The sequence below is a fragment of the Pleomorphochaeta sp. DL1XJH-081 genome (assembly GCF_049310885.1).
Lineage (GTDB): Bacteria > Spirochaetota > Spirochaetia > Sphaerochaetales > Sphaerochaetaceae > CAYZJV01.
In genome coordinates, this window is the sequence record NZ_JBMDYO010000001.1 from 308876 (window position 1) to 333534 (window position 24659).

Sequence of the window (24659 nt, forward strand, 5' to 3'; positions counted from 1 at the left end):
CTGCAATGGCAAAGGTGCTACATCTTCTTTCACTTGTGCTCACATGAAAACCCATGGTAGTATCCAACCACATTGGTATTGGCAAACAACAGGGAACCGACAAGGGGATCCGTACACATATGAAATTATTGGTCTTTGTCTTGAACAATGAGGAATTTCTCGAAGAGGTGCTTGAAGCCTATGTAGAGGCTGGGGTTACCGGCGCAACTATCCTCGATAGTGAGGGGATGGGTAGGTTCCTTGCTTACGAAGTACCTCTATTCGCAGGATTCAAAGAATTTATGAAAGGCAACAAACCCTACAACAAGACCATACTTTCAGTCGTTCGTGACGATGCTGTAGTAAAGGAAGTACGATCCCTTATAGACCCGTTGGTGGGAGGTTTAGATAATCCTGGCACAGGGATCATGTTCACCATACCAGTAGATTGGGTATCGGGTCTGGTTCCGGAAGATGAAGAGGTATAGACATGGAAGGAATAGGAAAGCGTCTCCAACCAGCTTGCATACTGCTGGATCTGCACGCATCCGACAAACAGGCAGTAATTTCACAGATGGTGGACGCCCTCCGATCTTGTTATCCGATCACTGCTGTGGATAAACTCATCGAGGATATCCTTGCACGTGAAAACATAGCTTCGACATGCCTTGGCTCAGGCTGCGCCGTACCCCATGCGCATTCGACAGGTTTGAAATCGAGTTATATTGCAGCTGCAAGATTAGCCACGCCCCTGCAGATGGATACACCGGACGAAGAACCAGTGTCTCTCGTCTTCCTCCTTGTCGGTCCCCCATTAAAGGCCTCTCTTCATTTGAAAATCCTCTCGAAACTTGCCCGATTGCTACATGATGAACGGTTCCGGATTGCGCTCAAACAAGCCAAGACACCCCAAGAATTCTTGGATACGATTATTGAGAAGGAGATGCGTGTATGAGCATAGGGGGAAGATGGAAAGTAATCCGTTTCCTCTTTACCACACTGTTTCTTTTTGGTGTATGGTTGTTGTTCACCAGTAGTCTGGAACTCTACTCCGTCCTATTCGGATTCATGGGATCGGTAATAATAGGAGCATTGACTTATAATGTATTCATTGCCCAACATCAAGCCAATATCCGTTATATCCTCCCGAATCCACTCTCGCTTGTCATATTTGTAACCGTTCTCGTGTTCCAGCTCTATCAATCCAGTTTTATCATGTTGAAAGCTGTCTTTACCAAGAAGGCAAGTCCAAGGATCGTCCACTTCCGAACTCGTCTCAAGTCAGATTTAGCACGTATGACTCTGGCAAATTCCATTACCATGACCCCTGGCACCATAACGTTAGATTTGAATGACGACCATCTTACGGTCCATTGGTTTTTCTGCGATACAAACCATGCAAAAGCTGCAGGAGAAGAGGTAAAGGGACGAATAGAAAAATTCATCGGGAATGTATGGCTATGATGACTATCATGCTCACGTATATGCAATGGTTCTTTCTCATTTGTGCAATTGGATGCATATGTAGATTGGTCATAGGTCCTACATCGGCAGACCGCCTAGTCGCGTTGAACATCCTCTCTGGTGTCGCACTTGGATTCCTCGTGATTCGGGGAGTTGCTCAAGCGCGAGTTATTTATCTTGATGTGGCCTTGGTGTACGATATTTTCGGTTTCCTTGGTTTCATGGCCATTGCCCGTTTTTTGAGGGATAAATTTTCCCAAGAGAAGGAGTAGTATGTATATGGCAATCAAGGAGTGGATAGCATTCGCAGCATTCTTGCTCGCTACAATCTTCGGTCTGGCTGGCCTGGTAGGATTATTTAGATTCCCAGATCCCTACTCCCGTATGCAATCGGGTAGTCTTTGCGGTACAACTGCGATATTCTCTTCATTCATTGGTGCGCTAGTGCTCTCTCCTCACTGGGCAATGACAGCAAGAATCGTGATAATCATGGTATTTTTCCTGATCAGCGCTCCAACCGGATCCTACATAGTAGCGAGATTCATATGGCAGTCGGGAACTTCAGAGTGGAGACCCCGGAAACGACTTACCACACGGAGCAATTCGAAGGAGGTTGAATGACAACACTCCTGCTAGTATTGATCATCGTTCTTGCAGTTTGCACCCTTACTATGAACGATCTATTGCATGGTGTCATCGCAATGTCTGCGATAAGTCTCCTTTCGGCTATCATCTTCTATCTCATGCATGCACCCGATGTTGCCATCACTGAAGCAGCGGTTGGAGCTGGTGTCTCAACGGTAATCTTCGTTTGGGCTTTGCGCCATTCACAGAGGAGCGACCATGGCGAAAAGTGAGAATAAAAGACATCTCTGGTCAAATATCGCAAGCTTCGTTGCTGTCCTTTTCATGGGTCTAGTCATGCTCCCAATTTTCCTCAGCGAATCACCTTGGCCTACCTTTGCTCGCGATTATCTCTCCGAATATGGCAGCTCCGAGAGTGGAGCTAGCAATCTGGTCAGTGCCATTTACCTAGGTTACCGTTTGTTCGATACCATGGGAGAGACAATCGTTCTCCTCGTTGCAGTACTGGGAACGATGAGTATCCTCTCTAGAATCGAGTCCCTTGTCGAGGCACCACATGATGATGAGAATTCAATCGGAACCATTTCAGCATTCTCCCTAGCTACCGAAAAACGTCGATCACATGCGATGCGTACCCACCTGCTTGAGGTAGTAACTGGAAAAATTGGACCTATCGTCCTCCTATTTGGATTTTATGTAATGCTCTATGGTCACATGTCCCCGGGAGGAGGTTTCCAGGGAGGCGTGATCGTAGCCTCTGGAATCGTATTCTTAGCTTTAGGAAACCAACAGGATGATTCCTCACCGTTGTCTAGCTCGATCATGCTCAGTCGTATGGAGACTATAACCTTTCTCCTCTTGGTACTGGCTTCGTTCAGTGGACTATTAGTAGGTTCAGGCTTTTTCGGTAATCCCTTGGATGCGACACTCTACCCGGTCGGTTATATGATCTTTCTCAATGCGATTATTGGACTTAAAGTAGGCACAAGTATTGGTTTCATGTGCATAGCTATGATGGGAGGAGGTTCCTGATGGTTGATCGTATGCTCCTACTCGTCCTCTTCATAATCGGTTTCTGGGGAATAGTCAGTAAACGGAATATCATTAAAAAAATTTTTGGTTTGAATATCATCAATGCAGCAACTGTTATTTTGTTCATTCTTGAAGGCAGTACCATAGGTGATGATGCTCCGATTGTAGATAGTGATGTACTTGCATTTGTCGACCCCATTCCCCAAGCACTCATGCTGACAGCTATAGTAATCGGAGTTTGTATCACCGCGCTCTCACTCGCTTTGGCTGTCCACCTTTACCGTATAAGTGGATCCTTTGACATTGATGAAATTAGGGAGCGGGTGAAGGATGGAACTTAACAATCTGGTCTTTACAACCATCATGTTTCCTCTACTGGGTGCAGCAATATCCCTCTGCGCAAAAATCGTAGGAAAAGAGAGAGTTCTTGTAAAATTATTGGAGTACGGGGGAGCGTTTGTAGGTCTAGTCCTTCCATGGATAGCACTGGTGCGATTGTTTCCCTTAGTTCTCCAAGGAGAGGCAATTACGGGTATTGTCGGAAGTTGGTATCCAGGAGTAGGTATATCCTACCGATTCGATGGTTTGGCATGGCTTATCCATGTGCTTGGCTTCACTATTGCTATCGCTGCATATATCTATGCTCTAGGAGGGGGTCCAAGAGGTCCAGCATTTACAGGAGTGTTCTTAATCCAGACAGCTGCATTGGCTGCCACGATCATGACCACGGATTTGTTCAATCTCTTCGTTTGCCTAGAAGTGCTCGGCATTACCTCTTATGTACTTATTCCCACATCGAAAAAAGGGGGAGCCTCTCTCGCTGCATTCTCCTATCTCATGGTTAGTGCTACCGCTATGGTCTTCTTCCTTCTAGGCACATATGGTCTCTATCGGATTACCGGAACATTGTCCTATGAGGGGATCACCAAAAGCTTGGAGACAATAGGAGCCCAAGATCGCTTGGTTGTTCTCATGGCATTGGCAGTTCTGGTCTCTGCAATTGCTATCCGTGTTGCAATCATGCCTCTATATGGTTGGCTTCCCGATGCACATGCACTTGCACCCCACGCCGTATCGGCAGTACTTTCCGGTGTATTGATCAAGACACCGCTTTTCGCCCTTTCAAGAGTCCTGTTGCTCTTCCAAGCTGGAGTTGAAGTGGGACAACTAATGAGTATAGCAGGCGCGTTCACCGCATTGGTGGCAGTACTGATAGCACTCTCCCAATCAGATGCGAAAAGGCTGTTGGCTTACCATTCCATTAGCCAAATAGGGTACATTGTCGCAGCTTGGGGTATGGCAATCCATCTGGGAACCGATTCCGTCCTGGGACTATCGCTTATGACGGGTGCCTACCTCCATGCCCTATATCACGCTCTTTTTAAAGGACTTCTCTTCCTTAGTGTAGGAACCACTATTGATGCAACGGGACAACGCAATGTGTATGAACTGAGAGGTGCAAACACCATACTCCGCAATAGAGGAGAAAAGATCCCCATCACATGCATAACATTCCTGATCGGAGCCATGTCTATAAGTGCCATACCCCCATTGAATGGATTCGTCAGTAAGACAGCCATAACTTACGCCATGAAAGGTTCTTGGCTCTATCCCTTCATTACAGCTGCCAGTGTTGGAACCGTTGCATCCTTCATAAAGCTTTCAAGAATATACTGGCCTATGCGAAAAACCTGTTCGTTGCAGATTCCGACATCACAAGAGGGTACAGAGACATTTTTGGGCTTTGTTCCACGATCGATATCCCAATTGTTGTTGGCCGGTCTTTGTATCGCGGGCGGAATGTGGACTCCTACCATCTTCTCTCTCATAGGAAGAATGCTCTCTCAGGGGAGCGCATTAATAATAGATGTGCCACCATTGTATACCGTCGACAACCTTTTGAAGATACTTCTTACCATGGTCGGGGGACTTCTCCTCTACCTTGCACTCCAGAACAAGCTTGTCGCTAAAGTATTGAAGGCAATCAAAGATCGTCCGAGGAGTTTCCATGGATTGTTCGTCTCATTCTCAGTCGGAACTGCGGCACTTGCTCTCTGGTTGATCCGCTAAAACTATAGCAGATTTACATTCATCAGATAGAGTTAATCCACGTACACCTGAACATTTTTCTCTTGTCGTATTCCCTTTGTTTGGGTATCTTTTAAAGAGAAAACAGAGCATAAGACAGGAGGAATACACGATGAAACACACATCTATTCTACTCGTAGCGTGTTTCCTGATTGGTGCTGTCCTGGTACCTGTATCCGCTGCACCGATAGCTGAGAACACGTATCAAAAGATCCAATCCATGGATTTTTCCCAAGAGGATGTCGATTCCATCATACAAGCATACGACGACTTCTATGAAAGGATCGAAAAAATTGCTGAAAACGCCTTGAAAGACATGGAAAAAGCTCGTTCTAAGGGTGATGTGGGGGCATATAGGGAGGCATTCGATCGTTACTCGGCAATGACCGAGTATGCGATGGGAAAGGAAGAGACTGAGCGTCTCCTATCAAGGATACTCAAAGAAAATGATGAACGTAGGGTCGACTATGCGAATTGGCTCTACAGGAGGAGTAGATACTATCGCCCTACCCTCACCATTGATTTCTCGGTGGATGGAGATACCTACCATTACAGTTATGCTCAGAAGTTGCGCCAAGCACCTGGGACACAGATCACTCTGCCCGATCTTTCCAATATGAGGATCAACACATCCCATATCGGTATGCTTGCAGGATGGGGCATTACTCCAGATGAAGCCACGTATGCTCCAGGAGAAACGATTTCCATGCCCCTTACTGATCAGACATTGTATGCCATCTGGACGAACGCGGTGCGGTTTTCCGATGCGATCACTGAAACAGTTGTTGAACACGAGGGAGTCAAAGAGGGAGATATCGTCCCCGTACCGGTCATCGAAAGCCCAGCTGATTCTTACCGATTCATAGGCTGGTACGATAGGACAACCGGTACATTGTTGGATAACGAGTCAGAGTACACGGTAAAGGGAAAAGGAGCTGTTTTTGAGGGTTTGTGGAAGCAACTCTCTGTTGAGGCTATCAGTCCCCTTTACTATGGTTTCGACCGTCTACCGACCAATACGCAATTAGCGGTCGGATTTTCTCTTGCGAATGGGGGGAATACGAATTTAAGGAATATTGAAGCAACTTTGACAACCGAAAGCCCTCATGTCAAGATATTATGTGATACGGTAATGGTCAGGGATATTCCAGCCGGTCGCCATAGGACAAACAACAGTAGATTCGCAACTTCGACTCAACAGGCGATCAGTGGAAGTAGTAATACATTCCGAATAGTTATCGATGAAGCTACACCCAAGGGAACTCCCATATCGTTTACCCTTACTTTCACCGATCACGATGGCCAGACATGGTCTTCACAGGTTTCATTTACTACTCGATAGCATGCGGGCTCCTTTGGAGCCCCCATTTTTATAATTCTAATTCGACACGATTTTTCCCATTACGTTTAGCCCGATACAGCGCACGATCAGCCCGTTCCAGGGCATCCAGATGGGAGGAATCGCTAGAATGGAAATAGGATACTCCCATAGAAAGTGTCATCTTAAGTTCGGGTTCGTGCGATTCTTCCATGAGAGTGCAGAATCGAGTCAGTAGATTCTTACAAAATACTTCTACATACTCTGTTTGCACTCCATCGCATAAGAGCAAGAACTCATCTCCACCCCAACGGTAGAGTTTGTCAGTACTCCTGATACTAGATAAGATTGTACTAGAGACCTTCTTTAGAGCTTCGTCGCCCTTGAAATGACCATAGTTGTCATTGATCAACTTAAAGTCATCAATATCGAATACAATGATAGCAGGATTCGGTTCCTTTGCCTTGGCAAACCGAAGGAATATGCGTGCAAGATCATGCAATCCCATTCTTCGATTGAACGCTTTAGTAAGTACGTCGTGATTAGCTTGTTCTTCGAGCTCCCGTTTCCCTTTATTAGTTTTCCACCTCTCCACGAATATGATCATCGCAGAACCTCCTGCGACAAGAAAAACCAATATAACGAGAAAGATCGGAAACAACCGACCTGAGACTTCGCCACTTTTTTGGTTAGTCGTATCGATATAGTTATCCATATCCTCAAGATGAATTCCCATGGCGACAATCCAGTTATACTCTTCATAGAGCTTCGCATAGGTCAGCTTTTCTGCGATTTCTTCAGATCCTTTCCGCTTGAAAAAATAGGTAAAAAAGATTTCCCCATCCTTCTTTATACCTTCCAACTCTTCCAGATAGGGCAAGTTCCCTGCGATATCGGTCATAGAGGTAGACAAGTACATTCCTTCGGTATCCTGCAAGTTTGGGTGAATTCGCCGTATGGCATAATTTTCTCCACCACGATAGTCGAGCACTTCGTTTACCCATATGTAGGAATCCTCAGCAAATTCCGTATGGTGAATTTCTGTCGTGATAGCCTCTTTCACGATAGAATCAATCCTATCTTTGCGAACACCGTAAAGAGCTTTCATCTTGCCAAAGATTGGGGAGTCGACAATAGCGAACAGTTCCTCCAATTCGGTAAGTGACTCCAGTGAAATTTCCTGTGTCGTGAAAAAACCATCGGTATCGACTATGACGTGCCCACTCTCGATATCCCACAAGAGGGCCGACCACACTCCTGCTTCGGAACGAAACGTGAAATGATTAGAAAAAATCCGAATGAATTCTTCCTCAGTTGTATCAGCTTCAACTTCCACCAACATCTTGGTGGTTTTTGGCAAAATTTGGGAATAGCGATCCAGTTCCACAACCCTTCTTGCGTCTATCCTCCGTATCTGATTGTTCACAGTGTCCCGTAGGAAATCTTCTTTCAGCATATAAATAGTATCTTTGGTGTCTTTGGCGTAAATCTCTTCTATACGATTGGTCGTTACACTATAGAATATCCCTACAACTAGGCAGGACAGGGTTATCAGGACGATAGAAGATATACGAAGAAATGAATGCAAACCGCTCTCCCCTTGGAGTACAAATACTTTATTCATTACTATAACAAACAAAATTCAGATTTGCATCACTTTTAAAACCTTTCAGACATAACCCGTATCTTTTATAGCTGAGGATTGCGAAGCGGGAGACTTTCGCTATACTGTTGTATATATGGAATTGAATGAACAACAACATAATGCGGTGCACTATCGTGGAGAGAAAAAGCATATCCTCGTCACAGCTGGAGCCGGTTGTGGGAAGACAAGGACCATAATTGCCAGAGCTGCCCATGTATGCAAACAAGGATCCGATCCTTCAAGACTGCTCATCATGACATTTACTAATAGAGCCGCACGTGAATTGAAACAACGATTGAAGAGCGAGTTGGGAGAATCTGCTGAAAAGATTCAGGCAGGAACCTTCCATGCATTTTGTTTAAAGGTCATGTCACAAATTCCAAAAAGTTTCGAGATCAATGGTTTGCATATCATTGATTCAGATGACCAGGGAACACTCATGGGCATGATACGGAAAGAGGTGCTAAAACGACTGAAGGGTCCCAAGCGAGGATTCCCTTCTACCGAACAACTCATTCACTATTATTCATATAGCCGAAACACCTGTTCAGTCCCAAAGCACTATTTACAACGGGAAACTGACATGGAACCGCTACAGATAGCCTTGTGCGATGAAATCTTCACTGCATATCAAAAAGCCAAAGAAGTGCGAGGCTATTTAGATTATGATGATCTGTTACAGCAATTTTCGGACATCCTAGGAAAGAAACCAAAATTGCGAAAAGCTGTCTGTATGTTGTTCGAGGAGGTCTTGGTAGATGAAATGCAAGATACCAATCCCATACAATTTGAAATCCTCAAGCATTTCAGCTCAGAAGGTGTCCGTCTATTCTGTGTTGGAGACCCTGCCCAATCGATCTATCGTTTTCGGGGGGCAGAGTTTAAACATGTATATGAATTCGAGAAAATATTTCCTGATAGTATCGTCTTCCCTCTTTCTAAAAACTATCGGAGTTTTCAGGAAATCCTGAATTTCTCGAACTGGTTACTAGGAAAATCGCCTTTCGACTACCAAAACAATCTTGAAGCTGCACGGGGTAAGGGAGAGAGTCTCCCTCAACTTGAAGATTTCGAACACCAAAGCGATGAGGCCTCCTGGATAGCCGACTATATCGTGGCAGGAACCGAGAGAAAGTTAACTCTCTCCGACTTCATGGTCCTCTATAGATCAGCCTATGAGGCAAGAAATCTTGAAGCAGAGTGTATCCGTCGTGGTATACCATACCGCTTTATTGGGGGATTGGTTCTGACCAAATCGGCACATGTTCGGGATATTCTTGCACTTCTCAGGCTTTCACGGAACCAACGGGATGACTTGGCATGGCTGCGTTATCTTCAATTATGGCCGAGGATCGGTGAACGTACCTCCGAAAGGCTTCTCGAGGTAATCAACGATAACAACAATGACATCGAATCTTTGATTGGGGTGTTAAGCGGTTCGATGGGTGAAGAGCATCCTGCAATCAAAGCATTACAGGAAGCTGTTTCTACTTTTAATAATCCCACAACATGTATCCAGAACATCGTAAAGCATCTCAAACCGATACTATCGCAACGATACGACCATTGGGAACAACGTGAGAAGGATCTGAAGTTGCTGGAAAAAGTTGCCCAAAACTACACCTCCACTTCCCAATTCATTGACGATTTCACGCTTGAACCATTGAACGATACCCAGATTAGTAATGATTACAACGATGATGCAGTAACGCTGATCACAGTCCATAGCGCGAAAGGGACCGAAGCTCCTGTATGCATCGTAGCTTCAGCTACTCAACAGAATTATCCCCATTTCAGGAGTCTCGGGGATTTGGAATCGGAAGAAGAAGAAAGAAGAGTATTGTATGTCGCTTGTACCAGAGCCCAGAACGAGTTGATTATCACAAGGGCTTCGACCAATCGAAATGCATTTTGGGTCCAACATTCGCCTGCTAAAGGAGAGCCATATTTCCTCCAAGACATCCCGGAAGAATTGGTTGTCAAAACACTGCATGGCTGGTCACCTGATAATGCCGGAGGAATTGGTTCCCTTGCAGATGTATACTGAATACCATTCCATGATGAATGGAAAACCAGGAGGTCCATATGGCGCGTTTTCTTAAAAGTCGGAAAGCAACACAGGGGAAAATCCCTGGTGAGCTGGTTTTTGTTGGGCGAAAAAAAATGGATCAACTCAGCATCCGGATCATCCAATACAATGAAGAACGTTTTGAAGAAACGGTGGTCAATTCATTGGAAGAGGCACATGCCAGATTGGATGACGAATTATATACTTGGATTGATATCGTCGGATTGCACGACACACAGACTATCGGCAGGACGGAGGATCTTTTTGGTATACATCCCCTGACTCTTGAAGATATTGTCGATACCGGACAACGTCCGAAGGTTGAGGAATTCGATAACTATCTTAACGTCATTGTTAAAATGATGCGTCTTGAACCGACCGATAACATGATCCATAGTGAACAGCTTTCCTTGGTTTGGGGAGCTGACTTCCTTCTCACATTTCAAGAAAGAGAAGGAGATGTTTTCGATCCTATTCGGGATCGTTTAAGACTGGGAAAAGGGAGGATCAGGCGTTCTGGTGTAGACTACCTCGCCTATGCATTGCTCGATGTTATTGTTGACAACTATATGCTCCTTATAGAACGTCTTGGGGAACAGGTGGAATCTCTGGAACCACAGATCATCGATGATCCTAGGGCGCAAATACTTGGTCAAATCAATGAAAATAGAAGGGAGTTGCACTTCTTACGGACTTCAGTCAGACCTGCTAGAGATGCCTTGAGAGAGCTTGCGAGATTGGAGACCGATCTTGTATCCCCTGCCACTTTCATCTTCCTCCGAGACCTGAATGATCTGGTAACCCAGGCTGTGGAGGCAATGGACTCCTACCGGGAGATGATACAGGACCAATTGGATAGTCATACAGCCAGTACGGGAAATCGATTGAACGATGTCATGAAATTCCTTACGGTCTTTTCCGCGATATTCATCCCCCTTTCACTACTTGCAGGAATTTATGGGACGAATTTCGCTTACATTCCCGAACTTGGTTTCAAGTATGGATATTTTATCTTCTGGGGAGCTTTGGTCGTAGTAGCGATTGTTATGGTACTCGTATTCAAACGAAAGAAGTGGCTTTGAAACCACTATTCCACATGAATATCCCTCTCTCGAAGGACTGGCATGAAGTGGAATACCGGCCTATAAGGATAGTTTACTTGTTTACGATTGAAACGGGATTTATCACGTAACTGCAGCTCGATTCCAATGACAAAAACCCTCACACCAAGGGCTACTATAAGATCTGCTACATGGGGAATCCTTTTCAGTGCACGAACAGACCTATCCTGGTAGGAACCCTCCAAAAATAGTACAGCACTCTGAACGGAGACCTCCTTTGGATCAATCAGATTTCCATCGTCTCCTACAAGAAGGTCTGCATACGAGCGTATGAGCCCTTCGTCGTTAATAGAGTTCCGTAATGTAGCGATTTCCAATACACATTTCAGCAGTGTATCGCGTTTCTCTTCATGATATGAATATCCTATGGTAAATAGAGTTCTTGTCTTTGCATCGAAAGCAATAAGGTCTATGGTTCCTATCTCTTTTTCATTGACTACAATAGGAATTTGATAGTCAATCACTTTCCCCATAGCCCCAAGAAGGTGGTGATTGTAAAGTGCAACTGCTACCCTAGCCTCTTGCTCCATGCCGAGTATGGTAGGATCCAACGTAGTGCCATCATGGTCTGCAGGTCTGAATCCATACCCCTTGTTGACCTTGGGGAGGTTCGTAAGTAGCTCTGGAAGGGCATGGGTATGTAAAAGTCGTTTAGCGACCAGTTCACTGTACGGTATGTCGGACCCCTGGGTGCGACCTCGTTTATTGATAATCATCCCTTGGTAAAGCGATTGGGGATTGTCAATCAATGCATCCACCCACGCCTTTGTTTCTCGTGCGGTAAATCTCTTCATAGATGCTCCTGTATGTTTATTATGAATATAGCGAATATGGGAGGAAACGACAAACTGACGCGGCCTGTATTCAAACCAGATGCATAGTATACCGGTTCTTACCTTGCTTCTTGGAGATAAGCAGGGCTCGATCTGCTAACCGTACAAGGCTATCCAGATTTTCCACGCCATCTTTAGCAATCGCTATCCCTACAGAACACGTTATCTGGCAATAATCTTCAGCGGCTGAATCAGTCGATTGAAGGCAGGTAAACGCAAGCAACCGTTTGGCAAGAGCCTCTGCTCCTTTGCTCCCTGTATCCCGCAAAATAATAATGAACTCATCTCCTCCAACTCGAAAAATTCCATCGGTAGATCTACAAATCCTTTTGATATATGAAGCGAATTCCTTAAGCACTTGGTCACCATGCTCATGGGAGTAAGTGTCGTTGATATATTTGAAATTGTCCAAATCGATAAAGAAGACCGAAACAGGGCCATCAAGAGGCTCCTCTTTCATGACTTGTACCAGCATATTTCTATTGTAGACCTCGGTAAGCGGATCATGGGAAGCTCTCCAAGAGAGCTGCTCGTTCAATTCATGAAGCTGTTTTGTACGTTCCTCTACCTTCGTTTCTAGTTCTCTGGTCAATATATGGATATCATGCTCTGCCCGAATAAACCGTTCTGAGAAAGCATGGGCATGAACGAGCATGAAAAATCCCATTCCCATCCCTACAATCTGATTGAGGAATACATTCGGAATCCCTTGATCATAATAGATTTGTTGTAAAACCATAGTGCATACCAATACACACGCACCAAACACCACTAGATATGAGAAGGAGGGTCCCTTATGCGTGACGAATAGTATTATCCATACTAAGAGACCGATGATAACACCTATAGTTATGATAGAAATGTACTGTTGGTAGTAGATGATTGGGAATATGGTCACTACAGCGGTATAGATACCCATGATACCAAAAAACGGTATCTCAAAATATTTGGGCAGACGTATCTTGAATGCCTTCTGGGAGTAAAGGAGGAATATAGCTGCTGCCACGGGAATGGTCCCATATTCGATCTTCGATACCAACCAGATGGGAATAGATGGTAGTAACCACGTCAACAGAGAATTGGAAGCGGCCAATTTCAATGACAATGTGATGCACAGTAGAGCGAAGAGCCCACCTTCATTGCTCCCATCTTCCGATCTTCCGTAGAACAGGAGAAACATGAATGATCCACTGAGAAACAACGCTACCAATGCGATCGATAACCCAATTTTCAGAATAAAGAAGCGTATCACTTGTTCGGCAGGGCCAATGATGGGAGCAACTCCCATTCCCCCGACGGGGTGATAGAAATTGCTTACATGAATCACAATTGTGAGTGACATAGTTTTGTTCAAAGAGAAATTGACCAGCGTATCGCCAAAGCTGGCTAGGGTTTCTTGCGCTTGAGAACCGGGGTTACCACAATTTCCAACAAATTGTCCTTCAATGAACAGATCATAGGAGGTGTAGATCGTATCCAGCAGTAGTCCGTATTGTCCTGGGGGAATATTTTCCAGTCGTAATACATAGGAACCGATACCAAATCCTGTCTGTCCATTTCCCATACCAGCTTTGCGCCAGTCTTCGGGAACCTTGATTGGTATGAAACCTACCTCTGGTATGTCTATGGGATCGATGTGGGAATTTGGATAGAACCGCCACAGTCCATCAAGCATAGTAGGCCTATCTAACGGAGAAGGGGTCTTTTCCACCGTCAGGACTCCGTTCTCAATGTGCGGCGAAGCATGTGTCAAACCTATATTGGTAAAGACACCGACAAGCCCCAAAAGGATCAAGAGTATACCCAATACCACGACCAGACTTCTCATATATCGATTCTATGTCACCCATGGCACGAATACAACATTTTTCCATATTGCCATTACTTGTTTTGTTCGCCATACTACGCCGTATGGAAAACAGATACGGAATCAAGGCAATAGCCATCGACCTCGATGGCACATTACTTACGACTGAAAAAATCATTACAGATAGAACCATTCAGACACTTCGCCATGTCATGGATAATGGAATCCATGTCTCTATCGCGACAGGAAGAAGTCTCACTACTGCCAGTAGGTTTATCGAACAGGTCGGTACCAAATTTCCTGCAGTCTGTTACAACGGATCATGTATCTATGATCCTTCCAATAATAAAGACCTCTGGCACATTGCGCTTGATTCATCTATATGTAAGAGGATTGTCGATATTAGCCTGACATCTCCCGCGCATCTGCATGCATTCCAAGAACATGAACTCTATTTTACCGAAAACGGTCGAAACGCAGATTATCTTGAACCATTGAGCGGAAAAACGGGAAAGGCTATCGATTTTTCCAAGCTCTCGCCACTTCGATTCACTAAGGCAATGTTTATTGGAGAAAGAACGGAAACCGATCGCATACAATCCTTGCTAAAAAACGAATTCGGTTCTACCTTGCATCTCGTATACTCCCATGCTGACTACTTTGAGATCATGACTGGTGGAGCTACGAAAGGATCGGCACTTGAACGTCTTATGGACATGTATGGTATCCACTCAGATCAAGTGATGGCATTTGGTGATGCGGATAACGATAAAGAGATGCTCACCTGGGCAAAGTTCGGTATAGCTATGGGGAATGCTCATGAGACGATAAAATCGGTAGCTTCTGATACAGCAACCCATAATGACGATGATGGAGTAGCAAAAAAAATTCAAGAAATCATGGGGTTCCAATTACCCGATTGACTGTAGGGACCTTGCATCAGGCGACAGAACATCGTACCTTCTGGGTATGGAACAGATACATGAAGACAAGCCTACTGAAAAAGTCGTGATCCTGCATGGATTCACCAACGAACAGATATTTGCAGTCCTTAGGGCTGTAAAGCGGGAAATAGGAACAACAGAAGATGTGGCTTTCGCAACCACTACGGCACACTCATTAGAGATGAAGCTGAAAGAGGTGGTTAAAGATGTCTCAGAAGAGCATGCCTATATGAAGAAAAATCCTCCTAACGGCACAAGAACTCCTTCCAACTGAAACTGTAATTCGCTAAAGTTTCGCCTTCACGACCAAGCCTACATGAGTATCGCCGGTAAGATCAAATCCAGTGGCCGAGGTGCCGACCAAATCGGGAAGATTTGGAATCAGGTGCTTACCTTCAATTCCCAAGGCGAGTACGGGGGTAATGTTGAAATCGAAACCTACCCTCGCTCCGTAGGGAATCACTTCAGGAAGTGCAGGATCTCCATTAATTAGCTCAATGCGGTACGCCGGACCAAGGGCAACATAGGGCTCGAAGAATCCTAGCGGCCAACGGAAGACCAAGTCTGTGGCAATATAAAAAGCATACAAATCGGATGGACTGTCAAAAGGATCTTGTAGCAGTACATCTGTCGATAACCCGAACCACTCATTGATGTAGAAAGCCATCCGTATAGACGGGGAATAACTGGCAAAATTGGTATCGACTAGATCTTGGATTGCATAGGAGTTAACTAATCCTACCTCGAAAATGCTAGGAGTCGCTGCCATGGCGACTGTCCCAACTACCAGGAATATCAACACGATTACCAAAGTATGTCTCATACGCATAGGTACCTCCTTCTGAAAAACGATAATATCTAATCGAATTTTACGCCGTATGCTGTCAAATAGCAATTGAATCCTTTTACGTGTCCACCAATGCTTCCAACTCAATGGAATTGGAGTGATTTTAAAGGTAACAACGGTACGAATCTTCCAGTGCCTTAGTATGGAATTCCCCTCCATTGAACAAGTCGCTATTTTTTGCAAGAATAAGCTACCCTACAAGGAGCTCCCCGATTGAAATCATTACATCTCCAAAAGCATGCGAATTTCCCAAAACGATTCCCTTTCTATTATGGTTGGGTCATACTTGTTGCTAGTTCAATCGGTATTCTGGCGAGCATCCCCGGGCAAACCATGGGAGTTTCAGTCTTCACTGACCACCTTATCTCTTCACTCGGTGTCTCCAGAGTCAATTTATCGACTGCCTACATGGTAGGAACACTATCTAGCAGCTTGTTGATTCCCCATGCTGGTATCTTTCTCGATAGACGAGGAGCTAGACCGACAGCGACGATTGCTGCACTGGGTTTGGTCTGCTCCCTTCTTATACTTGCTTTCTCTCCTCTAATTACACAAGCAATCGTATCTCTGATTCCTTCAGGTGAAGTAGCAATCGCTTTTATAGTTGCTACATTCGGATTCCTTGGGATACGCTTTTTCGGGCAAGGTGTCACCTCAATTGCTGCAAGAACTATGGTAGCGAAATGGTTTGGACCGAGAAGAGGTCTCGTAGTAGGAATCATGGGAGTCACCACGGCTTTCGGGTTTTCATATGCACCCCAACCCCTCCAAGCAATGGTGACTCGATATGGATGGGTTGGAGCCCTCCAGACTATCTCTCTCTTGCTGTTGGTGATCTACCTTCCAATCGTGATCCTATTCTTCCGCTCTGATCCAGAATCTGTTGGCCTGGAAGTTGAGGAAGGGTTACCACCCCGAAACATAGTCAAGAGCTCTCTGAACCAAGACTCCGAGATTGAGTACAGTGTTGCAGAGGCTAAACAACAAGTCCGTTATTGGGTAATGATGGTCACTATGGGATTTTGGACCCTATTTACCACTGCTTTTACATTCCATGTGGTCTCTATCCATGCGGAGATCGGCGTTGCAGCCGAACAAGCAGTGAAGATATTTCTTCCCATCTCGTTCATCTCAGTAGCAGCCCAGTTCCTTGGTAGCTATCTGAGCGACCGTATCCGTTTGAAGTGGTTATTCATGGCTTTCACTTCATCCATCATGGTAAGTTCTATGGCCATCTATCTATTGGGAAGTGATTTTGGGACTTGGCTCATGATCGCATCCTATGGAATCGGCAGTGGCTTTTTCAGCATGCTTAGTGTAGTTGCTTGGCCTAAGTTGTTCGGAAGAAAACATTTGGGAGCGATCAGCGGTTTTGCCATGTCCATCATGGTTGCCGGAAGCGCTCTCGGTCCTTGGCTATTCAGTGTTGTGCGTTCCACCACAGGATCTTACAGATCGATGGGTATCATCGGCGCTATAGCAGCCTGTATATTATTGATCGTTACTGCCAGACTTCCATTCTCGAGACCTGTCTCACAGATAAAAGAATCCGATTAAGCTAACATGACCAAACTCAAAGCCATAACCACCATACCTGCGATCACTCCGCCTATGGCAATATGATGTTCACCATATTCTTCCGCTGTGGGTAATAATTCATCAAGCGATATATAGACCATGATTCCCGCTACTGCAGCAAATACCACACCAAATGTAACATCATTGAACCACTGCCTTAGGAGAAAGAAACCAATAAGAGCCCCAATGGGTTCGGACAGTCCAGATAGCAACGAGAACCAGAAGGCTTTCCTTTTACTTTTTGTTGCAAAATAGATAGGAGCCGACACGGCTACTCCTTCAGGAATATTGTGGATTGCAATGGCAATAGCAATGCTGACACCCAACCCAGGATCGGTCAATGCTGCCATGAACGTCGCCAGGCCTTCGGGGAAATTATGGATTGCGATTGCCAAGGCACTGAAGAAACCCATCCTCATCAATCGCGGATCGTTTGGATCCATTTCCGGTTTCTGGTCACAGGGTTTTGCATGCATTTCATGGGGGTTTTCGTACGATGGGATCAATTTATCGATAATAGCTATTACGGCTACTCCTGCGAAAAAAGAAGCGACGGTTGCCCAGTAACCGCCTTTATCTCCCATAGCTCCTACGAGAGAATCCTTTGCCTTAACGAAAATCTCTATTAGCGCGACATAAATCATAACTCCAGCAGAAAATCCCAAAGCTGCCGCAAGGAATTTCGGATTGAACTTCCTTGAGAAGAACGCCATTATCGACCCGACACCTGTCGCCAATCCCGCGAATATCGTAAGCCCGAACGCAAACAAAATCATGGATGTTTCCATAGTGTGTCAAAACTCCCTTCTTATTGCCAGAGTATAAAGTGATGACGCCGAAAATGGAAGAAAAACTGAGAAACACCAATTTCCTTTCGACTGTCTGAACCACAGATATGTATGGTATGCCAGCTATCTTGCCTTCTTTACCGATAGAAATTACTCTTAGCACATGTGTAGAAGAATAAAACTGGTACTCGCATTGCTTTTGCTTCTCGTTTCAACGAGCCTATGGTCGAGTCAAGAACTACCATATCAAGGTCGCATGAAAATTGAAACAGACCGATTCTCCATCATCTTCGAACCACAGGATGCCTGGGCGGCAAAGGAGATAACCACTTTCGCCGATACGGTTTTCCGAGATCTCACAGTATTGCTTGACCATGTTCCGTCAAGAAAAATTCCTGTAGTGATAACCAGTCGACCAGTGCAAGCCAATGGCTATTTTTCGCCATTCCCAGCAAAAGTAATACTCTACATAACAAGCCCAGCCAACCGGTTCATCGGTTCTCGTACCAGCAGTTGGTTACGTGCATTGTTCTCACATGAATTGACACACTATATCCATCTTACCGCACCAGTGGGGCCGCCAAAATTTCTCACTCCAATTTTTGGTCCCGATGTCCCTGCCATGAATACCCTTCTCATGCCTGGTTGGTGGGTGGAGGGCATTACCACCTATATGGAATCAACTCTTGTGCATGGAGGACGGGGAAACTCTCCTACGTTTGCTTTCACCTATGAAGCTCCATTACTCGAAGAGTCGATGTGGAGCCTTTCAAAAGGCTCCTACAATTCCCTCAATCCACCAAGGGGACGTATATATACAACCGGGTACCTCATGGTCGAGCAGGTATATGATATGTATGGCAAGGAGGCTTTTGTAGATATTAATCGACGCTTTGCCGCCTGGCCGTTTTTCGGGATGGATCCAGCTTTCAAGAAAGTGACTGGCAAAACTGCATCTGAGGTCTATGCTGAAGCTCTCTCCAAAGCAGAAATGATCTTAACGAAAGATCAAAAACCACAACCGCTCTTCTCTCCCAATCGAATTGGAGACTATTATCTTCCTCATGTCACCGATATTGGATTGGTAGGGCAGACAAATACACCCTTCGAAAGTGGTCAACTTGTCCTATACAACACTGGAGAAGGAACTATTACCCAAGTAGCAGAGTTTCCCACACATGGAGCCGATAATTCCACGATCACCAAAAGTGGTTCACATGCTTATATCAGCTTCTTGTGGAGTGACACAACTGCAAAGGAAAGTATCAATTTAGCAACTCCAAGCTACTCAGACATATATCGGTATGACACCGAAACAGGGAAGTACAGAAGAATCACAACCAAAGGACGACTTACCCACCCTGCGATTAGTCCAGATGGACAAAAATTGGTTGCAATAGAATCGATAGAAGACCGCTGGAGACTCGTGTCGGTAGATATAGTAACAGGAAAAATCACTACCCTGTATGAGCATCCAACTGGTTCTGTCTATCAACCAAGCTTCTCTGTAAACGGAGAATCGATCGTTGCTGTTGAAATCGTCTCTGGCAAATCGACACTCATTATAATCGACTCCTTTGGCAAGGCATCCGCTCTTCTACCCCATAGTGAAGCGGAATACCATAATCCACGGTTTATTGACGAGAATACCATATGGTTTGCTAGCGATATGGAAGATAGACTCGCGTTATACGAAATAAATATGCAAACAGATCAGGTTCTCCGGCTTTTACGAGACCCTATCGGGATTGTCGGCGCAATTTTGTGGAATGACCAGATCATCTACAGTACATACACTGCCAGTGGATATGCACTCAGATCGACGAAAGAAGATCAACTCGAACGGCAAGAAATTGATTTGAAGTTGTTGGAAACAGAATCATCGTATAACGAAGAGATATCGACTGCCCTTACCGCCGACTACCCGATGCAGAAGTATCATGATCTTCTACGGTTCAACGTCTGGGTCCCCGTAACCATGAATATTCCTGAGTTGGTTCCCGGAGCTACAGCAATGTTTAAAAGCATTCTTGGGAAACATGTACTGCAAGCGAGTGTCGGATACCAGATTGAAGAGATGTTGCCATTGGCGAATATCACCTATCAGTTCTCACCTGGCGGCTATCTCCTCTCCTTCGAAGGAAACTTGAATGAAAAAACTGCATTAGTAAGACGTAATCACAACCTTAGTACGACTACTTATATCCCTTTTTGGAAAATGATAACGCCGCAAAGTAGGAAAACATTATCTGCAGCCCTCTCGTTCGGGGCAATGTTCCAAGATATCGATTATGCGATTACTGGCTTAGGATACCTTAGCTACGAATGGAGCAGACCAGCTGTGCCTACCGAATATTTCGGGTCTACTTCATTTACAGTCTCGGGAGGCATGAGAGGAGACTACCGGAGCACCGATAAGAAGACAGCTCCTACGATAGTAGGTGGTATCAGAGGAAAAAAATCAATTGGGAAGTCTGCTCAGGTTATCGGCTTGGATATAGATGGGGGTATTTCCCTAACCGGAGGAACAATTGAGAACTTGAACCCGATTGGATTCTCTGTAGCAGGTGAAGCACCAGCATCGGCACTTTTCACTGCCCGCTACAGCATACCCTTCGGCATAGTGGACAAAGTTGTCCCGTATGGGGGAATCATCGGCATGGGGATCTCTACGCATGGGCAAATGTTACTTCACAAGGGAAATGGAGACCTCTATTGGGGGGATGATTTCTATTTTGGCACCACGCTACATGCATCTTTCGCCATTGGAGCCTCATTCACTCTACAGGCATCTACCGGTATTGCCTTGAGCATCAAGCATAACCAAAGCCGATTTCTGTTTGCAGTAAATTTTGCGAACCTCTTCGGATCCAAGGAAGAACTCTTCACTACCCTTAAAAGCAATTTATAGAGCTTGCACGGCTTACAGAGGCCTAGTATGCTGTAGATATCTTCACTTTATCAATTGGAGGTACTTATGGCCAAATCGTACACAAGCACTATCTTTATCGGTGGAAAGACCTACCGTTATATCGATATATCGCGCTTTGCGGGAGATAGGATCGACTCGGTCCCCTACTCTTTACGGATATTGTTGGAAAATCTGATGCGACATGCCGACAAAGGTATTGCGAATGAACAGTTATTCAATGCAATCATTGAGAGAAGAGCTGACGTGGAAAAGCCTGAGGAGGTTCCTTTCCATCCTGAACGCGTACTTATGCAGGATTTTACTGGGGTACCGGCTGTGGTTGACCTCGCGTCATTGAGGGATGCGGTCAAAGAGGCTGGAAAGGACCCCAAGATAATCAATCCAAAAGTCCCAGTAGATCTTGTGGTGGACCATTCGGTGCAGATTGACAGCTATGGAGAAGAGGATTCACGATCTATAAATGTAGGTTTGGAATACCAAAGAAACCATGAACGTTATAGTCTTTTGAAATGGGCACAAAAAAGCTTCACTAATCTGCGGATCGTTCCTCCAAATTCGGGTATTTGCCACCAAGTGAACCTAGAGTATCTGGCAGACTGTGTGCGTGCCGATGGTTCTATGGTATTTCCAGATTCGCTTGTTGGAACCGATAGCCATACTACAATGATAAACGGCTTAGGGGTCATGGGATGGGGCGTTGGAGGTATCGAGGCTGAGGCCGTGATGCTAGGACAACCCTATTTCATGCCAATTCCACGCGTTGTCGGGGTACGTCTTACAGGAGCCATGGATCCGGTGTGTACTGCAACAGATCTTGTACTCACGCTGACCAATCGGCTGAGGAAAATTGGAGTGGTGGGAGCATTCGTGGAATACTTTGGTCCCGGGCTTCCTTCCTTGGATCTCCCAGATCGAGCGACCATCGCGAATATGAGTCCGGAATATGGTGCTACCATGGGATTCTTTCCTGTGGATGAGCGGACCATCGAATATCTTCGATCCACCGGAAGGGACGCCCAAGCGGAACGGACAGAGATCTATTGTAGCACTAATGCGCTATTTCATGATCCGGCAAAAGAGGCTATCTACGACCAAATCTTGGAACTCGATCTCTCCTCCGTAGTACCAAGCATTGCCGGTCCTTCGAGACCTCAAGACCGGATTTCGCTCTCCGAAGCAGCAATAGAGATTACCAAGGTAACGGGAATCGATGGAAAGAAAACTGTTGGAATTGATATCGATGGCATCCCCGTGGACTTACCCGATGGAGCTATTGCAATCGCAGCAATCACCAGTTGTACGAACACCAGCAATCCTTCGGTGATGATAGCTGCAGGGTTGTTGGCCAAGGAGGCTGTCCTTAGAGGCCTACAGGTTGCTCCTTGGGTTAAAACATCCCTGGCGCCTGGATCTCAGGTGGTTACCGATTACCTTACCGGGTCGGGATTGTTGTCGTTTCTTGAGACTTTAGGTTTCCACATAGCCGCCTTTGGTTGTACAACATGTATCGGTAATTCGGGGCCTTTGCATCCTTCAATCGAGAAAGCACAACAGGAGCATAATCTTACTTTGGCATCCGTTCTTTCGGGAAATCGAAATTTCGATGGAAGGATCCATAAGAACGTGAAAGCTTCATTCCTTATGAGTCCACCGTTGGTTGTGGCATACGCCTTGGCTGGCAGAATGGATATAGATCTCACAAAAGATCCGCTTGGTTTGGATACCGAGGGAAATCCAGTCTATCTGAATGATATTTGGCCAAAACAGGAAGTAGCCAACCAGTTGGTAGGCAAATATGTTACAAAAGAATCTTTCATAGAAAAATATCGCGATGTATTCACTGGAGATGACAGGTGGGCAAGACTGGAAGCTCCTGAAGGAGAAACCTTCACATGGGATACCAACTCCACGTACATCGCACGGCCTCCATTTTTCGATGGATTTCCTATTGAACCGCCAAGAATCGGAGATATTGTAGAAGGACGGGCATTATTAGCCATGGGAGATTCTGTAACCACTGATCACATCAGTCCTGCCGGTTCCATCGATCCAAGCTATCCAGCGGGGAAGTACCTTATTCAAAAAGATGTTCCCTCGGATCAATTCAACTCCTATGGAAGCAGACGTGGAAACCACGAGATCATGATGCGGGGGACTTTTGCCAATACAAGAATAAAGCAAAAACTCAGTCATCCAAAGGAGGGCGGTTATACCAAGAAACTACCCGAAAACGTGCTAATGCATGTGTTCGATGCAGCAATGGCCTATATGCAGGAAGAGACAGATCTCCTCATCCTAGCAGGCAAGGAGTATGGAACTGGGTCATCGCGCGATTGGGCTGCCAAAGGGACCAGTCTTTTAGGAATCAGGGCTGTAATCGCTGAATCATTCGAGCGGATACATCGTAGTAATCTGGTGGGTATGGGAATCATGCCATTGGTCTTCGAAGAAGGAGAAACAATGCAGACGTTGGGCTTAGATGGTACTGAACGATTTTCGCTAGCCATTCCAACGGAGATCGTGCCAAAAATGCCCATGGTACTACGTGTTGAAGGAGATGACGGCTCCAAAAAGAATATTACCCTTGTTTGTCGACTCGACTCTCCCATCGAGATCGCATACTATCGGAATGGGGGAATTCTCCACTATGTCCTACGATCGATTCTCTACGCCCAGCATATAGAAAGTTGATTACCATGGACATCGATTTCCCCGCTTTCCTTGAAATGACAGGAAATACAAACTTGTTAGAACTACTTCGGGAAATCGATGAGATCCGACCGATACCGAAATCAGAAGCAGCGCGGTTATCTCATCTGGTCAGAATACATATGGCTACCGGATCCATACCATCAATAGTCGAATCATGGGTACGAACTCATGATTTTGATAAAACTGATAGGGAAATCGATCAACATCTGGAAGCATTAGTCAACGAAAGTGCGGCCGCATTATCACTAAAAATAGAACAGTGTAGATCGATGTGGTATCGGCTTCCTGCGCAGATCGCACGTGAGAATACCCGATTCCACAATACCAAACCAAAGGACGAGGCTAATGGATATCCTTTGGATATCTTGATTTTATACCTTGTGCAAGAAGGCATTATCTATCGTGTGAGAAAGATAGACAAGCCTCGGCAACCGGTGGAATCCTTCATCTATCAGAGCCAATATAAATATTATTTCCTAGATTCAGGCTTATTCAGACGTCTAGCTAAATTACCGGCGAGAACGGTGAATCAAGAGCTGCCGGAATTGAGTCGGTTTCGCGGTAATCTCACCGAAGGTTATGCTTTGACAGCACTACTCAAATTGAGTGACCATCCAATCTGGTATTGGAAATCGGGTCACCGGGCGGAAGTGGATTTTGTCACGATACTGGGAAATGAAATTATTCCGGTCGAAGTGAAGACGGCCCGCAATGTCAAATCTCATTCATTGGCATGTTACAGGAGGCAATATGGACCAAAGATCGCCCTACGGATATCCATGCTCAATCTGAAACAGGATGATGAATTAGTGAATATCCCACTGTATATGATACATGAGGCTCAACACTTGTTGAGCCTCACACAATGAAAGGTATGATGCAATCTCTCGTTTCCTGAACTCGCTCGAGAAATCAACA

23 protein-coding genes are annotated in these 24659 nt (G+C 45.3%); 18 read left to right on the top strand and 5 right to left on the bottom strand.

Going from position 1 to position 24659, the window contains the following annotated elements:
* Nucleotides 1-119: 119 nt before the first annotated feature.
* The 10 genes from ACODJP_RS01400 to ACODJP_RS01445 all read left to right on the top strand — a co-directional run bounded on the left by ACODJP_RS01400 (nucleotide 120) and on the right by ACODJP_RS01445 (nucleotide 6490).
* Nucleotides 120-467: a P-II family nitrogen regulator gene (locus ACODJP_RS01400; RefSeq protein WP_422477696.1), complete on the top strand. Its 348-nt coding sequence runs from the start codon at nucleotides 120-122 to the stop codon at nucleotides 465-467.
* Nucleotides 468-469: 2 nt separating this feature from the next.
* Nucleotides 470-934 carry a PTS sugar transporter subunit IIA gene (locus ACODJP_RS01405; protein WP_422477698.1) on the top strand — a complete coding sequence of 155 codons (465 nt, stop codon included), beginning with the start codon at nucleotides 470-472 and terminating at the stop codon, nucleotides 932-934.
* Entirely contained in the window at nucleotides 931-1443 is a 513-nt protein-coding gene (locus ACODJP_RS01410) for a Na+/H+ antiporter subunit E (RefSeq protein WP_422477700.1), read from the top strand. The genes ACODJP_RS01405 and ACODJP_RS01410 overlap by 4 nt, the downstream gene beginning before the upstream one ends.
* 8 nt (nucleotides 1444-1451) lie before the next feature.
* The gene (locus ACODJP_RS01415; RefSeq protein WP_422477702.1) at nucleotides 1452-1715 is read left to right on the top strand and encodes a monovalent cation/H+ antiporter complex subunit F; all 264 of its coding nucleotides are present in this window, start codon (nucleotides 1452-1454) and stop codon (nucleotides 1713-1715) included.
* A gap of 7 nt (nucleotides 1716-1722) precedes the next feature.
* Nucleotides 1723-2064 (top strand): cation:proton antiporter, encoded by a 342-nt coding sequence (locus ACODJP_RS01420; RefSeq protein WP_422477704.1) that lies wholly within the window; start codon nucleotides 1723-1725, stop codon nucleotides 2062-2064.
* Complete coding sequence (locus ACODJP_RS01425; protein WP_422477706.1) at nucleotides 2061-2300, top strand: Na(+)/H(+) antiporter subunit B; 240 nt, start codon at nucleotides 2061-2063, stop codon at nucleotides 2298-2300. The genes ACODJP_RS01420 and ACODJP_RS01425 overlap by 4 nt, the downstream gene beginning before the upstream one ends.
* A complete protein-coding gene (locus ACODJP_RS01430) occupies nucleotides 2287-3060 on the top strand; it encodes an MnhB domain-containing protein (protein ID WP_422477708.1) in 774 nt (257 codons plus the stop codon). Before ACODJP_RS01425 ends, ACODJP_RS01430 begins: the two co-directional genes overlap by 14 nt.
* Nucleotides 3060-3401, top strand: coding sequence for a sodium:proton antiporter (locus tag ACODJP_RS01435; RefSeq protein ID WP_422477710.1), 342 nt, complete (start codon nucleotides 3060-3062; stop codon nucleotides 3399-3401). Before ACODJP_RS01430 ends, ACODJP_RS01435 begins: the two co-directional genes overlap by 1 nt.
* Entirely contained in the window at nucleotides 3391-5130 is a 1740-nt protein-coding gene (locus tag ACODJP_RS01440; RefSeq protein WP_422477712.1) for a complex I subunit 5 family protein, read from the top strand. The genes ACODJP_RS01435 and ACODJP_RS01440 overlap by 11 nt, the downstream gene beginning before the upstream one ends.
* Before the next feature lie 130 nt (nucleotides 5131-5260).
* A complete protein-coding gene (locus tag ACODJP_RS01445; RefSeq protein ID WP_422477714.1) occupies nucleotides 5261-6490 on the top strand; it encodes a hypothetical protein in 1230 nt (409 codons plus the stop codon).
* A 28-nt stretch (nucleotides 6491-6518) separates the two neighbouring features.
* On the opposite strand, the gene ACODJP_RS01450 is transcribed toward ACODJP_RS01445, so the two are convergent.
* The gene (locus tag ACODJP_RS01450) at nucleotides 6519-8090 is read right to left on the bottom strand and encodes a diguanylate cyclase (protein WP_422477716.1); all 1572 of its coding nucleotides are present in this window, start codon (nucleotides 8088-8090) and stop codon (nucleotides 6519-6521) included.
* 115 nt (nucleotides 8091-8205) lie between these two features.
* Between ACODJP_RS01450 and ACODJP_RS01455 the strand changes: the two genes are divergently transcribed.
* Both ACODJP_RS01455 and corA read left to right on the top strand, forming a co-directional pair.
* Complete coding sequence (locus ACODJP_RS01455; protein WP_422477718.1) at nucleotides 8206-10158, top strand: ATP-dependent helicase; 1953 nt, start codon at nucleotides 8206-8208, stop codon at nucleotides 10156-10158.
* Between the two features lie 38 nt (nucleotides 10159-10196).
* Entirely contained in the window at nucleotides 10197-11261 is a 1065-nt protein-coding gene (gene corA / locus ACODJP_RS01460; protein WP_422477720.1) for a magnesium/cobalt transporter CorA, read from the top strand.
* A gap of 5 nt (nucleotides 11262-11266) precedes the next feature.
* Here corA and ACODJP_RS01465 read toward each other — a convergent pair whose 3' ends face one another.
* Together ACODJP_RS01465 and ACODJP_RS01470 are read right to left on the bottom strand one after the other, a co-directional pair.
* The gene (locus ACODJP_RS01465) at nucleotides 11267-12094 is read right to left on the bottom strand and encodes a hypothetical protein (protein WP_422477722.1); all 828 of its coding nucleotides are present in this window, start codon (nucleotides 12092-12094) and stop codon (nucleotides 11267-11269) included.
* 70 nt (nucleotides 12095-12164) lie between these two features.
* Nucleotides 12165-13961 carry a diguanylate cyclase gene (locus ACODJP_RS01470; RefSeq protein WP_422477724.1) on the bottom strand — a complete coding sequence of 599 codons (1797 nt, stop codon included), beginning with the start codon at nucleotides 13959-13961 and terminating at the stop codon, nucleotides 12165-12167.
* An 83-nt stretch (nucleotides 13962-14044) separates the two neighbouring features.
* Between ACODJP_RS01470 and ACODJP_RS01475 the strand changes: the two genes are divergently transcribed.
* On the top strand, nucleotides 14045-14863 hold the full coding sequence (locus ACODJP_RS01475) for a Cof-type HAD-IIB family hydrolase (protein WP_422477726.1): 819 nt from the start codon (nucleotides 14045-14047) through the stop codon (nucleotides 14861-14863).
* Between the two features lie 46 nt (nucleotides 14864-14909).
* Complete coding sequence (locus tag ACODJP_RS01480; protein WP_422477728.1) at nucleotides 14910-15158, top strand: DUF3783 domain-containing protein; 249 nt, start codon at nucleotides 14910-14912, stop codon at nucleotides 15156-15158.
* Nucleotides 15159-15170: 12 nt separating this feature from the next.
* Here the strand turns inward: ACODJP_RS01480 and ACODJP_RS01485 are convergent, their stop codons facing one another.
* On the bottom strand, nucleotides 15171-15713 hold the full coding sequence (locus ACODJP_RS01485; protein WP_422477730.1) for a hypothetical protein: 543 nt from the start codon (nucleotides 15711-15713) through the stop codon (nucleotides 15171-15173).
* Between the two features lie 231 nt (nucleotides 15714-15944).
* On the opposite strand from ACODJP_RS01485, the gene ACODJP_RS01490 reads away from it, so the two are divergent.
* Nucleotides 15945-17288 (top strand): MFS transporter, encoded by a 1344-nt coding sequence (locus tag ACODJP_RS01490; RefSeq protein ID WP_422477732.1) that lies wholly within the window; start codon nucleotides 15945-15947, stop codon nucleotides 17286-17288.
* Here the strand turns inward: ACODJP_RS01490 and zupT are convergent.
* The gene (gene zupT / locus ACODJP_RS01495; RefSeq protein WP_422477734.1) at nucleotides 17285-18085 is read right to left on the bottom strand and encodes a zinc transporter ZupT; all 801 of its coding nucleotides are present in this window, start codon (nucleotides 18083-18085) and stop codon (nucleotides 17285-17287) included. The genes ACODJP_RS01490 and zupT overlap by 4 nt on opposite strands.
* Before the next feature lie 268 nt (nucleotides 18086-18353).
* Between zupT and ACODJP_RS01500 the strand changes: the two genes are divergently transcribed.
* The 3 genes from ACODJP_RS01500 (at nucleotide 18354) to ACODJP_RS01510 (ending at nucleotide 24610) form a co-directional block, all read left to right on the top strand.
* Entirely contained in the window at nucleotides 18354-21008 is a 2655-nt protein-coding gene (locus ACODJP_RS01500) for a hypothetical protein (RefSeq protein WP_422477736.1), read from the top strand.
* A 66-nt stretch (nucleotides 21009-21074) separates the two neighbouring features.
* Complete coding sequence (acnA, locus tag ACODJP_RS01505) at nucleotides 21075-23720, top strand: aconitate hydratase AcnA (protein WP_422477738.1); 2646 nt, start codon at nucleotides 21075-21077, stop codon at nucleotides 23718-23720.
* A gap of 5 nt (nucleotides 23721-23725) precedes the next feature.
* Nucleotides 23726-24610 (top strand): DUF4143 domain-containing protein, encoded by an 885-nt coding sequence (locus tag ACODJP_RS01510; protein WP_422477740.1) that lies wholly within the window; start codon nucleotides 23726-23728, stop codon nucleotides 24608-24610.
* Nucleotides 24611-24659: the final 49 nt, after the last annotated feature.

Coding starts and splice junctions, on each gene's coding strand:
- zupT (WP_422477734.1), bottom strand. CDS start 18,085: ATGATTTTGTTTGCGTTCGGGCTTACGATATTCGCGGGATTGGCGACA.
- ACODJP_RS01405 (WP_422477698.1), top strand. CDS start 470: ATGGAAGGAATAGGAAAGCGTCTCCAACCAGCTTGCATACTGCTGGAT.
- ACODJP_RS01430 (WP_422477708.1), top strand. CDS start 2,287: ATGGCGAAAAGTGAGAATAAAAGACATCTCTGGTCAAATATCGCAAGC.
- ACODJP_RS01500 (WP_422477736.1), top strand. CDS start 18,354: ATGAAAATTGAAACAGACCGATTCTCCATCATCTTCGAACCACAGGAT.
- ACODJP_RS01480 (WP_422477728.1), top strand. CDS start 14,910: ATGGAACAGATACATGAAGACAAGCCTACTGAAAAAGTCGTGATCCTG.
- ACODJP_RS01425 (WP_422477706.1), top strand. CDS start 2,061: ATGACAACACTCCTGCTAGTATTGATCATCGTTCTTGCAGTTTGCACC.
- ACODJP_RS01415 (WP_422477702.1), top strand. CDS start 1,452: ATGCTCACGTATATGCAATGGTTCTTTCTCATTTGTGCAATTGGATGC.
- ACODJP_RS01445 (WP_422477714.1), top strand. CDS start 5,261: ATGAAACACACATCTATTCTACTCGTAGCGTGTTTCCTGATTGGTGCT.
- ACODJP_RS01510 (WP_422477740.1), top strand. CDS start 23,726: ATGGACATCGATTTCCCCGCTTTCCTTGAAATGACAGGAAATACAAAC.
- ACODJP_RS01485 (WP_422477730.1), bottom strand. CDS start 15,713: ATGCGTATGAGACATACTTTGGTAATCGTGTTGATATTCCTGGTAGTT.
- ACODJP_RS01420 (WP_422477704.1), top strand. CDS start 1,723: ATGGCAATCAAGGAGTGGATAGCATTCGCAGCATTCTTGCTCGCTACA.
- ACODJP_RS01400 (WP_422477696.1), top strand. CDS start 120: ATGAAATTATTGGTCTTTGTCTTGAACAATGAGGAATTTCTCGAAGAG.
- ACODJP_RS01410 (WP_422477700.1), top strand. CDS start 931: ATGAGCATAGGGGGAAGATGGAAAGTAATCCGTTTCCTCTTTACCACA.
- ACODJP_RS01470 (WP_422477724.1), bottom strand. CDS start 13,961: ATGAGAAGTCTGGTCGTGGTATTGGGTATACTCTTGATCCTTTTGGGG.
- ACODJP_RS01465 (WP_422477722.1), bottom strand. CDS start 12,094: ATGAAGAGATTTACCGCACGAGAAACAAAGGCGTGGGTGGATGCATTG.
- corA (WP_422477720.1), top strand. CDS start 10,197: ATGGCGCGTTTTCTTAAAAGTCGGAAAGCAACACAGGGGAAAATCCCT.
- ACODJP_RS01455 (WP_422477718.1), top strand. CDS start 8,206: ATGGAATTGAATGAACAACAACATAATGCGGTGCACTATCGTGGAGAG.
- ACODJP_RS01450 (WP_422477716.1), bottom strand. CDS start 8,090: ATGAATAAAGTATTTGTACTCCAAGGGGAGAGCGGTTTGCATTCATTT.
- ACODJP_RS01475 (WP_422477726.1), top strand. CDS start 14,045: ATGGAAAACAGATACGGAATCAAGGCAATAGCCATCGACCTCGATGGC.
- acnA (WP_422477738.1), top strand. CDS start 21,075: ATGGCCAAATCGTACACAAGCACTATCTTTATCGGTGGAAAGACCTAC.
- ACODJP_RS01435 (WP_422477710.1), top strand. CDS start 3,060: ATGGTTGATCGTATGCTCCTACTCGTCCTCTTCATAATCGGTTTCTGG.
- ACODJP_RS01440 (WP_422477712.1), top strand. CDS start 3,391: ATGGAACTTAACAATCTGGTCTTTACAACCATCATGTTTCCTCTACTG.